The 13290-nt window shown below is 71.8% G+C and carries 12 protein-coding genes; 5 read left to right on the top strand and 7 right to left on the bottom strand.

What is annotated here, in order from left to right:
* The first annotated feature begins 43 nt into the window (after positions 1-43).
* The gene (locus DK412_RS10990) at positions 44-874 is read left to right on the top strand and encodes a class I SAM-dependent methyltransferase (protein WP_109971987.1); all 831 of its coding nucleotides are present in this window, start codon (positions 44-46) and stop codon (positions 872-874) included.
* 34 nt (positions 875-908) lie between these two features.
* Here the strand turns inward: DK412_RS10990 and DK412_RS10985 are convergent, their stop codons facing one another.
* Entirely contained in the window at positions 909-1493 is a 585-nt protein-coding gene (locus DK412_RS10985) for a HupE/UreJ family protein (RefSeq protein ID WP_109975193.1), read from the bottom strand.
* 383 nt (positions 1494-1876) lie between these two features.
* Here DK412_RS10985 and DK412_RS10980 point away from each other — a divergent pair, with 383 nt between their 5' ends.
* Positions 1877-3934 (top strand): M23 family metallopeptidase, encoded by a 2058-nt coding sequence (locus DK412_RS10980; RefSeq protein WP_109975192.1) that lies wholly within the window; start codon positions 1877-1879, stop codon positions 3932-3934.
* Between the two features lie 366 nt (positions 3935-4300).
* On the opposite strand, the gene efeB is transcribed toward DK412_RS10980, so the two are convergent.
* Genes efeB through efeU form a run of 3 tightly spaced genes read right to left on the bottom strand, consistent with a single transcriptional unit; the run spans position 4301 to position 7564 of the window.
* On the bottom strand, positions 4301-5578 hold the full coding sequence (gene efeB / locus DK412_RS10975; protein ID WP_109971986.1) for an iron uptake transporter deferrochelatase/peroxidase subunit: 1278 nt from the start codon (positions 5576-5578) through the stop codon (positions 4301-4303).
* Positions 5579-5587: 9 nt separating this feature from the next.
* On the bottom strand, positions 5588-6712 hold the full coding sequence (gene efeO, locus DK412_RS10970; RefSeq protein ID WP_109971985.1) for an iron uptake system protein EfeO: 1125 nt from the start codon (positions 6710-6712) through the stop codon (positions 5588-5590).
* Positions 6713-6724: 12 nt separating this feature from the next.
* Complete coding sequence (efeU, locus tag DK412_RS10965; protein ID WP_109971984.1) at positions 6725-7564, bottom strand: iron uptake transporter permease EfeU; 840 nt, start codon at positions 7562-7564, stop codon at positions 6725-6727.
* 322 nt (positions 7565-7886) lie between these two features.
* Between efeU and DK412_RS10960 the strand changes: the two genes are divergently transcribed.
* The 3 genes from DK412_RS10960 to DK412_RS10950 all read left to right on the top strand — a co-directional run bounded on the left by DK412_RS10960 (position 7887) and on the right by DK412_RS10950 (position 11184).
* A complete protein-coding gene (locus DK412_RS10960; RefSeq protein WP_109971983.1) occupies positions 7887-8540 on the top strand; it encodes an ABC transporter ATP-binding protein in 654 nt (217 codons plus the stop codon).
* A gap of 97 nt (positions 8541-8637) precedes the next feature.
* Complete coding sequence (locus DK412_RS10955) at positions 8638-9879, top strand: capsule biosynthesis protein (RefSeq protein ID WP_109971982.1); 1242 nt, start codon at positions 8638-8640, stop codon at positions 9877-9879.
* A gap of 78 nt (positions 9880-9957) precedes the next feature.
* Positions 9958-11184, top strand: a complete 1227-nt coding sequence (locus DK412_RS10950; protein WP_109971981.1) for an MFS transporter — start codon at positions 9958-9960, stop codon at positions 11182-11184.
* Positions 11185-11197: 13 nt separating this feature from the next.
* Here the strand turns inward: DK412_RS10950 and DK412_RS10945 are convergent, their stop codons facing one another.
* Genes DK412_RS10945 through DK412_RS10935 form a run of 3 tightly spaced genes read right to left on the bottom strand, consistent with a single transcriptional unit; the run spans position 11198 to position 13260 of the window.
* A complete protein-coding gene (locus tag DK412_RS10945) occupies positions 11198-11542 on the bottom strand; it encodes a helix-turn-helix domain-containing protein (protein ID WP_109971980.1) in 345 nt (114 codons plus the stop codon).
* Positions 11515-11793, bottom strand: a complete 279-nt coding sequence (locus DK412_RS10940; protein WP_109971979.1) for a BrnT family toxin — start codon at positions 11791-11793, stop codon at positions 11515-11517. Before DK412_RS10940 ends, DK412_RS10945 begins: the two co-directional genes overlap by 28 nt.
* A gap of 42 nt (positions 11794-11835) precedes the next feature.
* Positions 11836-13260: a TAXI family TRAP transporter solute-binding subunit gene (locus DK412_RS10935; protein ID WP_109971978.1), complete on the bottom strand. Its 1425-nt coding sequence runs from the start codon at positions 13258-13260 to the stop codon at positions 11836-11838.
* Between the last annotated feature and the right edge of the window lie 30 nt (positions 13261-13290).

Here is a 13290-nt window from a genome sequence, read left to right as displayed (position 1 = left end):
GCTGTAGCGTCGGGCCGGGACCACGGGACGAGGGCGTGCGCCGATGCCGGAGCCGATCACCCAGGCCGAGTACTGGAACGGCGATGTCGGCACGCGCTGGGCCGACATGCAGGCGGAGCTCGACCGGGTCTTCGCGCCGCTGACCGCCGCCCTCATCGACGGTGCCGGCCCGCGGCCAGGCGAGCGGGTGCTCGATATCGGCTGCGGTTGCGGCGAGACCGCCCTCGTGGCCGCCGCGCGCGCCGGGTCCGGCGGCGCGGTGACGGCGGTGGACGTGTCCCGGCCGATGCTGGCCCGCGCCCGCGCCCGGCCGGCCATCGGCGCGCCGATCGCCTGGATCGAGGCCGATGCCCAGACCCATTCCTTCGCACCGGAGCACGATCTCGCGCTGTCGCGCTTCGGGGTGATGTTCTTCGAGGACTCGCGCGCGGCCTTCGCCAATATCCGGCGGGCCCTGCGGCCGGGGGGACGGCTCGCCGTCCTGTGCTGGCGCGCGCTCGCCGAGAATCCGTGGGTGAGCGTGCCGCGCGACGCGGTGCTGAGCGTGGTGCCCGAGCCCCCGCCCTCGCCCCCGGGCGGCCCGGGTCCGTTCCGCTTCGCCGACGGCGGGGCGCTGGTCGCCCTCCTCGGGCAGGCCGGCTTCGCGAAGCCTGAGGTCGCGCCCGTCGACCGTCCGCTGGAGATCGGCGCCGATGCGGCGGAGGCGGCGCGCTTCGCCGCCACCGTCGGGCCCATTGCCGGGCTCCTGCGCGAGATCGCGGATCCGGTCCTGCGCGAGCAAGCCTTGACGGCCCTGCGCGAGGCGATGCCGGCACAGGGGCCGGTGTACCTCGGCGCCGCCTGCTGGCTTGCGACGGCGGTCAATCCGGGGTGACCGGAGCCGCCGCGCGGCCCCGGTCGCTTTCTTGTCAGAGGCTTCCGGCCAGCACCGCCACGCCCGCCACCGCCACGGCGGCCCCGGCGAAGGGCAGCGCGCGTCCCTGCGCCACGCGGCCGGCGGCAAGGCCGAGCCCGATGCCGGCGAGGTGGAGCAGCGCGCTGGCCGTCAGGAAGCCGAGTCCGTAGGTCAGGCCGGAGGCGGTCTCGGGCATCTCGGCGCCGTGGGCGTAGCCGTGGAACACCGCGAAGGCGCCGACGAGGCCGAGGGCCGCGGCGAGCGGCAGGCCGGCGCCGAAAGCGGCCGCGAGGCCGAACGCCACCACCGACAGGCCGATCCCGACCTCGACGAAGGGAAGCGCGATCCCGGCGGCGCCGAGCGCCCCGCCGACCGCCATCATGCCGAGGAAGGCCAGCGGCACCGCCCAGAGCGCCCGCCCGCCCCGCGCCGCCGCCAGCAGGCCGACCGCCACCATGGCGAGCAGGTGGTCCGCACCGCTCAACGGGTGGGCGAAGCCCTGCGCGAGCCCGGCGGCCTCGCCGTGGCCCGGATGCGCGAAGGCGGCGTGCGAGGAGAGGAGCAGCAGGGCGGCGGCGAGGCCGGCGTGACGACGCATCATGGAGAACTCCCGGAAAGGGGCAGCGAACCGTAGCGTGGGAAACCGTAGTGCAAGAGGGGCGGCCGTGGAAACCGCCGCGGCGTGGGAAACGCCGCGGGGATCGACGTTTCGCGCCCTCACCGGAAGTGGTCCGGGTCCTGGTGCCGGCCATGCGGCAAATCGAGCGCCGCGCCGCGCCGAGCGGAGCCGACGCCTCAATCCTGACATGCTGGCGCCGGAGAGACAGCCTCGAGGATCCGGCGCGCGGACCGCGCGGCCGGCTGGGGATGCGCCTCCCGCCCACCGTTGATTTCCCTGCGTGAGCCACGCATGGTCGCGATGCCGTGCAGCGAAGCGTCCTCCTCGCCGTCGTGGTGCTGCCGCGTCGGCTGTCGGAACGGATGAGCGAAGGAGAGACGGTGAAGCGCGCGCGGCTCGACCCGGTCGGATCCCAGCAGGCGCCCCGCGGCCGGTCGGCCGATCCGGGCCGGGAGCCGCCGCTCGACCTCTCGGGCGCCGCCTCGCCGCGCTCCGACCGGCGCGACGTCAACCTGCGCTGGCTCACCGCCTGCGTCCTCACCGGCATGACCGGCGCCGGGCTGATCGGCTCGGCGATCTGGGTGTCGCTGCAGGGCGAGATCACCTTCGCGGAACTGCCGCAGGCCGTGACCGTGGCGCCCCGCCCGGTCGCCAGCGAGGGCGGCACTAACCTTGTCCGCAAGGGCGACCGGCTGGTGCGCAACCCGATGGTGGCGCTCGCCAAGCAGAGCTTCAAGGCCCCGGTGACCCTGCGGGCGGGCGAGCGCGAGATCATCAAGGTCCGGCCGTTCGTGCGGATCGCCACCGCGCTCTCGGCCACCGCCGGGATGGCGGCGACCGACATCCCCTCCTTCGACCCGATGCGGTTCTTCACCGATCCGGGGACCGACCGCGCCCCGGAGGCGCAAAGTCCCGCCGAGACGCCGGATGCCGAGGTGTCGGTGGTCAAGCGCGATCTCGGCGACCTCGCGGTGCCGGCCGGGGCGCCGGCCCTCTCCGACGAGGACGTGGCGGCGCAGATCGAGGAGGAGCGGCGGCTCGCGGCCGAGGCCGGGCGGCGCGCGGCGCTTCCGATCGCCCCGCAGCTGATGCTCTCGCGCACGCTGCGCAGCATGGCGGCCCTGCCGGGCCTCGACGGCGGCGGCGATTTCGGCGGTTCGTCCGGCCCGTTCAAGTCGATCGAGGTCCGGGTGATGCGCGAGAACGTCACCGACCTCGCCAAGATGGAGCGCGAGCGCGACGCCCCGCTGGTCGAGGAGCGCGACGTCGCGATCAAGCGCGGCGAGACCCTGGAGGGCGTGCTCCGGGCCAATGGCGGCCTCGACGAGCAGATCCGCCCGATCCTGGCGGCCCTCGGCACCCGGGTCCGGTCCGGCGCCGTCGGCGAGGGCCAGCAGATGCGGCTCCAGGTCGGTCCCGGGCCCCGGGCCGGCGATCCGCGCCAGCTCACCCGGGTGATCCTCTACGGCGAATCCGGCGTCGAGGCGATCGCCGCGATGAACGACCGCGGCGCCTTCGTGTCGGTCGCCCCGCCGGTGCCGGAGGGCGTCGCCCAGAAGCCGGCCGCGAAGCCGGAGGCCGACGACGACGACGAGGGCACCGGCGCGCGCCTCTATGCCAGCCTCTACGAGACCGCGGCGCGCTACGACCTGCCGCGCTCGACGGTCGAGGACCTGGTGCGGATCTTCGGCTACGACGTCGATTTCCAGCGCCGCGTCGCCACCGGCGACGGCATCGAGCTGTTCTACACCTACGACGAGGAATCCGGCGGCTCGGCCGAGCGGCCCGACATCCTGTTCGCGGCGCTCAACCTCGGCGGGGAATCGCGACGGATCTACCGCTTCCAGTCACCCGACGACGGCAGCGTCGACTATCTCGACGAGGCCGGCCGCTCGTTGAAGAAATTCCTGCTGCGCAAGCCGGTCGCCGACGGCAACATGAGCTCCGGCTTCGGCTATCGCCGCCACCCGGTGCTCGGCTACGCCAAGCTCCATACCGGCGTCGACTGGTCGATCCGCATCGGCACCCCGATCTTCGCGGCCGGCAACGGCACGGTGATCAAGGCGGAGTGGGATTCGGGCTACGGCCGCCGAGTCGAGATCCAGCACGCCAACGGCTACGTCACCACCTACAACCATATGTCCCGGTTCGGCCGCGGCGTCAGCGCCGGCGCCAAGGCGCGCCAGGGCCAGATCATCGGCTATGTCGGCTCCACCGGCCTCTCGACCGGCGCGCACCTGCACTACGAGGTGATCATCAACGGCCACTTCGTCGACCCGATGAAGATCCGCGTGCCCCGCGGCCGCGAGCTCGACGGCCGGCTCCTGGCCGAGTTCCGCCGCCAGCGCGACCAGATCGACGGGCTGATCCAGAAGTCGGGCGCCCCGACGACGCTGGCGCAGCGCGAGGCGATGCGCTGAGGGGGGCGCTGCCGCGGCGGGAATGCCTCACGCGCGCCGCAAGGGCTACCTGTTCTTCGTAAGCCACCGCCCCTTTCCCGGACGACTGCAGCGTCAGCGGAAGGAGATCCGGGATCCAGCAGAGAAAGTGCCGCGAAGCGGCTCTATCTTTTCAGCGTTGCGGAGAGACGGACGCTTCGCGACTCTTTGTGCTGGATCCCGGATCTCCTTCCGCTGACGCTGCATTCGTCCTGGAAAGGGGGAGAAGCGGAAAACGGGCTGTCTCGTGGGCGACGCTTAGCCGATCGGGCCCCGCTTCGCGGGCCCGGAACGACGCGGCGGTTGCAGAATCGGCAGAGGCTGAACAGACCGGCTTTCGGGGTCCGCTCACGCCCCGACCAAGAGCCCCTGCCCCAAAAACCCGCCCGGCTCCGGCACGCCCGGCAGGGCGTAGAAGTACCCGCCGCCGACCGGCTTGATGTACTCCTCCAGCGGCTCGCCGTTGAGCCGGTTCTGCACCGCCACGAAGCCGGCGTCGAGGTCGGACTGGAAGCAGACGAAGAGCAGGCCCATGTCGAGCTGGCCCGACGGGGTGATGCCGGCCGAGTAGTTGTAGCCCCGGCGCAGGATCAGGCTCGACGCGGTCTCGGGCGTGCGCGGGTTGGCGAGCCGGATATGCGCGTCCATCGGCGTGCGGGCGCCCGCCGGGTCCGAGGCGTAGTCCGGCAGGGCGTGCTCGTCGGTCCCGCCCAGCGGCGCGCCGCTGTCCTTGTGGCGGCCGAAGATCCGCTCCTGCTCGCGCAGGGGCGTGCGGTCCCAGCGCTCGACGAAGTTTCGGATGATCCGCACCACCTGGTAGGAGCCGCCCGACGCCCAGGCCGGCTCTTCCCTGCCCGGCTGCACCCAGACCTGGCGGCGCATCAGGGCGTCGTCGGCGGCGTCGAGGTTGGCGGTGCCGTCCTTGAAGCCGAGGAAGTTGCGGACCGTGTCCTTCCCCGGTCGCTTCACCACGTGGGGCGGCAGCATGCCCTCGAGCTTCCAGCGCAAGGACACGAGGCCCGGGGTGTGGCGGATCACGTCGCGCAGGGCGTGCAGGGTGGTCTCGGCGGTATTGGCGCAGAATTGCAGCAGCAGGTCGCCGTGGCAGAGCTTGGCGTCGAGGGAATCGTTAGGGAAGCGATCCATCGGGCGCAAGGCCTTCGGCTTCACGCCCTCCAGCCCGTAGCGGTCGTCGAACAGGCTGGCGCCGACGCTGAGCGTGGCGGTGAAGTTGTCGGGCAGAACCTGCGGCCCGAGGATGCCGGAATCGGCCGGCGGCAGCCGCGGGTCGAGGGGCGGCACCGGCCCGCCGGCGCTCAGGAAGGCGAAGCGCTCGGTCAGGATCCGAAAGAGCTTGGCGAGCTCGCCCCGGTCCTCGGCGAGAACGTCGAGGGCGACGACCAGGGCGGCGGCGGGTTGCGGCGTGACGATGCCGGCCTGGTGCGGGCCGTGGAACGGCTGGCGGTCGAGGGTGCCGTCGCTGGCGGACGAGGGCGTCGCGTCATGGTCCCGGACCGCATGGGCGCAAACCGGCGCCGAGGCCAGAGCGAGGGTGCCGGCGCCGGTGCCGGCGGCGAGCCCACGCAGCAGGGCGCGGCGGGAGGTGGAGAACGGGCAGGAGGCCATGACGACGCTTCAGTCCAGGCCGAGCTTGCCGCGCAGGGTCGAGAGGTCCTCGGCCAGCACGGTGATCGGGCCCTTGAGGGCGTTGCGGTCGCGGTCGCTCAAGGAGTCGTAGGGGGAAAATCCCCCGTCCTCGGTCCGGTACTTCGCCAGCAGCGCCTCCACGCGCGAAAAATTCTTCTCGGTGCGGGCGACGAAGTCGGGGTCGCGGGGCGCCACCAGGGGGCGCAGGAGGTCGAAGATCTTGCGCGAACCCTCGACATTGGCGTGGAAGTCCCACAGGTCGGTCCGGCTGTAGCGGTCCTCCTCGCCGGAGATCTTGGTCGCCGCGACCTCCTCGATCAGGCCGGCGGCCCCGCCCGCCATCCTGGCCGGCGGGATGGCGAGGTCGGCGACGCGCCGCTTCAGCTCGGTGGCGTCGCCGAGCAGCCGGTCGGCAGTGGGGCCAAGGCCCTCCGTGCTGGCGTCGGCCCACAGCCCCTTCTCGAGGCGGTGGAAGCCGGTGAAGCCGGGATCGGCCTCCTTCCGCTCGAAGTCGTCGGCCCGCACGTCCATGCTCTTGTCGAGGTCGTTGAACAGCGACGCCACCGGCTCGATCCGCTCGTAGTGGCGGCGCGCCACCGGATAGAGCGCCTTGGCCTCGGCGATCCTGCCCGCCTTCACCGCCGCGACGAAGGCGGCGGTCCGCGCGTGGAAGGCCTCGACCTCGCCCATCACGTAGAGCTTGTAGGCGGCGAGCGGCCCGACGAGGGCCATCGGATCGGGCGCGCCGGCGGCGGCCGCGGTGGCCGTCACCGTGAGCGTGCCCTTCGGGTTGCTGAGGAGCCCGCAGGTCATCTCGTAGGACCCGGGCTGGAGCGTCGCCGAGAGCGACTGCACGAAGCCCGGGATGATGTTCTCCCGCTCCTCGACGATCATCGTGCCCTGGAGGATCTCCCACTCCAGCACCCGGCGGCTCTTGTTGCTGATCTTGAACACCGACTTGCCGGCCGGAACCGTGAGCGCGGCGGGCTCGCAGCCCTTGTCGGTCACCGTGACGGCGACGGGCTCGGAGACTTGGGGCTCGGGCGCCTGCGCCGAGGCGGCGACCGTGGAGAGGAGGACAAGGGCGAGGGCGGCCGGCCGGTGGGCTTTCATCGTCGGGTGTCCTCAGGCGTGGCGGGGCCGGGCGGCGGGGCTCGGCCGGGCGCCCGCCAGGAAGGCCCACAGGGCCGGGATCAGGAAGCCGAGATAGACCAGCACCTCGCCCCAGGCCGGCGCCTCCTGGTAGCCGAAGATGCCGGTGAGGAGGGTGCCGAGCACCGTGTCGGCGGGGAGGACATGGCCGAGGTCGAAGGCGGTGGCCTGGAGGTGGTTCCAGAGGCCCGCCTCGTGGAAGGCCTTGAGCGCGCCGGCGAGCAGGCCCGCGGCGACGAACAGGATGAACACCCCGGTCCAGCGGAAGAAGCGGCGCAGGTCGAGGCGCACGGCGCCCCTGGCCAGCGCGATGCCGACCAGCACCGAGAGGGCGATGCCGAGGACCGCGCCCACGGGCACCCCCCAGCCGACATCCTGCTGCACCGTGGCGAGGAGGAAGAACACCGATTCGAGCCCCTCGCGGCCGACCGCCAGGAACGCCATCACCGCGAGGGCGAACCCTCCCCTCGCCTTACCGTGGCGGCTCAGCGCGTCGTCCACCGCCCCGTGCAGCTCGGCCCGCACCGAGCGGGCGGCCCTGCGCATCCAGAACACCATCGTGCACAGCATGACGGCGGCGAGCAGCGCGATCAGCCCTTCCGCCATCTCCTGCTGCTTCTGCGGAAACTCGGCGCCGATCGCCTGCAGCCCCAGGCCGAGGGCGAGGCAGAGCAGCGCGGCCAGCACGACGCCGCCCCACACGGCCGGCATCCAGGCCCGCCGCCCGGTCTGGGCGAGGTAGCCGGCGATGATGCCGACGATCAGGGCCGCCTCGATCCCTTCGCGCAGCATGATCAGGAACGCAATCAGCACGGGCGTCTTTCCGGAAGTGACACGAGAAAGGCCGCTGTTTAATCCAAAAGCCCGCGCGCTCATAGCGCCGCATCGCGCTTCTTCTTTATACTAACTTGAAACTGGCACGGGCTTATCGCAGGGCCCCGATACGGCCCGGCCGCGGGCCGCTTCTCAGATTCGCCGCTTTCTGCGGCTACGTCCGAGCCTGCCGGCCGCCGCGACCGGCCTCGTTAACCGTGCGGATGCCGGCTCGGCGCATGATCGGTGGGGCCCCCGGGCCAGACCGTCGCGCGTCTCCGCGAGGCGGCCGCACCCCTCTCGAGCGTGTCCTTATCCGCCGATGATCCGCCTCGACAACGTCACCAAGATCTACAAGACGGACGGGTACCGCCGTACCATCCTCGACCAGGCGTCGCTGACCCTGAAGCCCGGGGTGAGCTACGGCATCCTCGGCATCAACGGTGCCGGCAAGTCGACGACCTTGCGGCTGATCGCCGGCTGCGAGATGCCGACGAAGGGCCGGGTGATCCGCACCACCCGGATCTCCTGGCCGCTCGGCTTCGGCGGCGGCTTCCACCCGCTGATGACCGGGCGCGAGAACGTGATCTTCGTGGCCCGCATCCACGGCGAGGATCCGCGCCGGGTGCTGGCCTTCGTGGAGGATTTCGCCGAGCTCGGCGACTACATCAACGTGCCGATCCGCAACTACTCCTCGGGCATGGGCGCGCGCCTCGCCTTCGGCATGAGCATGGCGATCCCGTTCGACTGCTACATCGTCGACGAGATCACCGGCGTCGGCGACGCGCGCTTCGCCAAGCGCTGCGAGGAGGTGTGGAGCCAGCGGCGCAAGAATGCCGACATCATCATGTGCTCGCACTCGATGGACACGATCCGGGACTACGCCCAGCAGGGGATCGTGCTGGCGAACGGCCGCGCCGTGATCTATCCCGACATCAACGACGCGATCGAAGTCTACCAGCGCCTGAACCAGTGAGCGCGACGCTCCCCGTCGCCCTCCCCTGCCACGCCCTCCCCGTCTTGCCGGCCGGTGCCTCGCGCGCCCCGGCCCCGCCCCAGCCGGAACCCCCGCCATGACGATCGACGCCCGCAATCCGGAAGGCAAGGCGCTCAGCCCCGCCGACCGCTCCCGGATGATCGGCGAGGCCCTGCGGCAGGCGGCCCGGGTGTCGCGGTTCTCGAACCCGAACAAGTCGACGATCCGGACGATCCGGGCGCAGCGGCGCCGGGACGTCGTCACCCCGCTCCTGTGCCTGTTCCTGTTCGTGCTCCCCTCCTTGGGCAGCATCGTGTTCTTCGGCCTCTACCTCTCGGACCGCTACGTGACCGAGGCGCGCTTCGCCCTGCGGCCGGCGATCGGCGGCGCCGAGAAGGCGGCGCCGGACTCGGTCGGTACCACCTCGAGCATCCCGTCCCAGATGATCGCCCAGGATTCGATGATCGTCGGCGAGTACATCAAGAGCCGGACGATGGTCGAGACCCTCGAGCGCAGCCTGCCGCTGCGCAAGATGTTCTCCCGCGACGACATCGATCGCTATTCCCGCTTCGATCCCGAGAAGCCGATCGAGAAGCTCACCCGCTACTGGGGCGAGCGGGTGAAGGTCAGCGTCGAGTCGTCCGGCCTGATCGAGGTCGCGATCAACGCCTTCGACCCGGACGATTCCCTGACCCTGAGCCGGGCCGTGCTGACCGAGAGCGAGCGGGTGGTGAACCAGCTCACCGAGCGGGCCCGCAACGATGCCCTGGCGGAGAGCGAGCGCGAGATGAAGCGCGCCGAGGCACGCCTGACCAAGCTCCACCTCGCGGTGCGCGACCTGCGCAACCGGGACGGCGTGCTCGACGCCCAGAAGTCCAACGACACCAACCTGAAGATGATCGCCGAGATCCGCTCCCAGCGCATCGGACTCGCGGTCAAGCTCAGCCTGCTCCAGCGCGACCTGCGCGACGACAGCCGGAGCATCCAGGACCTCAAGGCGCAGATCGTCCAGCTCGACGAGACCATCGCCCGCATCGAGCGCGAGGCGGCCAACCAGGATCCCGAGCAGCGCCGGGTGCTCTCGGCCACGCTGACCAAGTTCGAGGAGCTCGACGCCGAGCGCAAGACCGCCGAGAAGTACTACGCGGCGACGATCGCCGCGCGGGAGCGCTCGCGGATGATCGCCGACCGGCAGATCGAGTTCTTCAGCATGATCGTCGAGCCGGTGCGGGCGGAATCGGCCCAGCAGCCGCGGCGCTCGCTCTACATCGCGATCTCCGTCGCCGTCTCGGCCCTGGCCTTCGGCCTGTCCGTCCTGATCCGCAAGGTTCTCGCCTGATCGTCATCAGGGCCCGCCCAAGGGCGGGCTTTACGCCGACCTCGAACCCCCGCCGCCCGGGCGGGGCACGGAACCGTCATGCTCTCCCCCGCGCCGTCCGGCTGGACCCTCTTTCGCAACCGCGACTTCCGGCTCTTCGGCAGCGCCCGCTTCCTCACCGGCCTCGCCTACCAGATGCAGGCGGTGGCGGTGGGGTGGTTCGTCTACGACCTGACCCGCAGCGCGCTCGCGCTCGGCTTCGTCGGCCTCGCGAGCTTCGCCCCCGCGATGCTCGGCGCCCTGGTCACCGGCCACGTCGCCGACACCTTCGACCGGCGCCGGGTCGCGGCGATCTCCTACGGTCTCCTGGCGCTCGCCGGCCTCGGCCTGATGGCGCTCGCCGCCTCGCATGCCACCCCGGTCTGGCCGGTCTACGCCCTGATGGTGCTGGTCGGCACCGCCCGTGCCTTCGCCAATCCGGCGAGCCAGGCGCTGCTGCCGACCCTGGTGCCGCGCGAGCAGTTCGGCAGCGCCATCGCGCTCAACTCGTCGCTGTGGCAGAGCGCGTCGGTGACCGGGCCGGCGCTCGGCGGCCTGCTCTACGCCCTCGGGCCGGCGGTGGTGTTCGGGCTGGCCGCCGCCTGCTTCGCCTTCGCGGCGTTCAGCATCATCGGCGTCCGGCCGCCGCCGGCGGCCGTCACGCAAAGGCCCGCCGTGACCTGGGCGACCCTGCTCGCCGGTCTGACCTACATCCGCTCGCAGCCGGTGGTGCTCGGCGCCATCACCCTCGACCTCGTGGCGGTGCTGCTCGGCGGCGCCACCGCGCTCCTGCCGATCTTCGCCCAGGAGGTGCTGTTCGTCGGCCCCCTCGGCCTCGGGCTCCTGCGCAGCATGCCGGCGCTGGGCTCGGTCGCGACCGCGATCCTGCTGGCCCACCGCCCGCTGACCCGCGGCGTCGGCCCGCGCCTCCTGATCGCGGTCGGCGTGTTCGGCCTCGCCACGATCGGCTTCGGCCTCTCGACCTCGCTGCCGCTCTCGATGGCCTGCCTGTTCGTGACCGGCGCGGCCGACATGGTCAGCGTCTACGTCCGCCAGAGCCTGGTTCAGGGCGAGACGCCGGACGCGATGCGCGGCCGGGTCGCGGCGGTCAACACCGTGTTCATCGGCGCCTCGAACGAACTCGGGGAGTTCGAATCCGGCACGCTCGCGGCCCTGGTCGGGGCGGTGCCGGCGGTGGTGATCGGCGGCGTCGCGACTGTGGCGGTGGCGGCCCTGTGGGGGCGGTTGTTCCCGGCCCTGCGGCGGCGGGACCAGCTCATCACTTGAGGCGGACCGGGGTCTACCGAACCACGCCGAGCGCCCGGAAGGCCGCGTCCGGTTCCGCGGCGACGATCGTCAGCAGCGAGCGGGCCGCCGGGTCCGGCTGCTTGCGCCTCTGCTCCCAATTGCGGACCGTCGCGACCGGGACACCGATGGCCTTCGCGAAGGCGATCTGTGTCATCCCGAGACGCTCGCGGATGGCGGTCACGGACAAGACCAGTCGGTATCCCACCGGTTCGGCATCGGGATCCTCACCGTCCTCGACCATGTGGCGGCGGATGTCCTCCTCCGTGGTCGCATCGATTTTAGCTCGATTGGCAGTCGGGCGGTTGGCCCTCAATTGGTCGAGAGAGATGCGAGCCATAGCTGGCACTCCTTCCTGTTGGCGCGGCGCGCTGAGATGATCCAGCAGACGCGTCCACGCTCCGTGTAAGTGACATTGTAGATGACGCCGTCAATCTCTCCGATCGCATTGAGCCGGACTTCGCCGTAATCCCGCCGATCATCGATGCGCGTCACGATGTGACCAAAGAACACCTGGGCAGCGTAATCGAAGCCGAAACCTCGCGCTTCGAGGTTCCAATCCGATTTCGCAGGATGCCAGTCGAACTCCATACGGCTTCATACGCTTGGGGCGCACAAAAATCCAGAGTGTCCTTACCCTCCGCCCCCCATTGGATGCAGCGACAGCAACCGCCCCGCCCGCTCTCGCACCGGCGCCCCGTCCCGCCGGCAATCCGCCACCGCGGCCCGCGCGGCATCGACCGCCAGGATCAGCGCGCTCATCGTGCGGATGTCGGTGGAATGCGCGCGGGCGTGGCGCACCACGTCGATCACGAGGCCGTCGATCTCGATCGCCAGGGCGTCGAGGGCGGCCGGCTCCTGCGTTGCCCTCGCCTCGATCAGGATGGCGAGCAGCCGGTCGAGGACGGCGTCGATGCGGGCGCGCTGCTCGCGGGCGAGGCGCTGGCCGAGCCAGGCCACCGCCGAGCCGAGTCCGCCGCCGAAGAACGCCACCAGGTAGACCCAGTCCTCGTAGCGCTGCAAGAAGGTCTGCTGCTCGCGCTCGTAGTAGTCGACCGCGCCGGGATGGATCGGCAGGCGGGCGCTCGTCGCCTCGGCGGCGCTGTCGAAATCCGGCGCCTTCATCAGGTTGGCGGTCGGCACCATCGCGGCGAGGCGCGAGCGCAGCTCGAACAGGTGCTGGGTCACGCTCGCGGCGGTGTCGCGGTTCAACGAGGCGCGGGCCATCAGCCGGTAGGAGGCGCCGACGGTCTTCACCTCGTCGTCCGGGCGCTTCGGGCGGCCGCCGAAGGTGCCGGCCGCGATGGTCACGGCCTGGAGCTCGGGCAGGCGCTGCACGATCGCCTCGCCGTCGGGGATCGCCACGATCGTCGCGCCGTGACCGGGCGAGGCCGCCTCCACCGCCTGCACCACCCGGGCGGCGGGCTTCGCCGACGGCGCGGCGATCACCGCGGCGGCGTCGATCCGGTGTTCGGAGAGCGCCGCCGCCACCTCGGAGGCCCGCAGGGGCACCAGGGCGACGCTGCCGGCGGCGGCCGGCAGCGTGCCGCCCGGATCGGCCGTGGCCGGCGCAGCGCCCACGGGCGCCGGCGTCAGGGCGTAATAGGCGAGCAGGCTCGCGACCAGCGGCTGGTCGGCGCCGTGATGGGCGACGAGGCCGAGGCGCTTGCCGGCGAGATCGGAGAAGGCCTGGATGCCGGAATCCGGGGGGGCCGCCACCACCAGGGCCTCGTCGTGCAGGACGGCGAGCGTCAGGCCGTTCTCGGGCAGGCGCACGTCGGGCCGCACCACCGCGAGGTCGGCCCGCCCGCTCTGGAGCGCCGCGGCGCTGTCGCGCACGTCGTCGTAAGGAACGACCTCGAGTCGTATATCCTCGCGGGCGCGGGCGAGCGCGTCGGCATAGGCCTGGATCAGGTGCGTCTCGACCCGATCCCGCGGGCCGACCGCGACGCGCAGGGTCGTCGGTCGCGACAGGTAGAGCACCACGCCGGCCACCGCCCCGAGGGCGAGGGCGACCAGGAGGAAGAAGGATTCACGCTTGTGCAGAAACGCCGGCATCACCCCTCGCACGGGCCGGACGCCCCCGCC

The organism is Methylobacterium sp. 17Sr1-1, from assembly GCF_003173775.1.
Classification (GTDB): Bacteria; Pseudomonadota; Alphaproteobacteria; order Rhizobiales; family Beijerinckiaceae; genus Methylobacterium.
The sequence above is the reverse complement of the archived record's forward strand: the minus strand, read 5'-3'. Positions and strand labels throughout refer to the sequence as shown.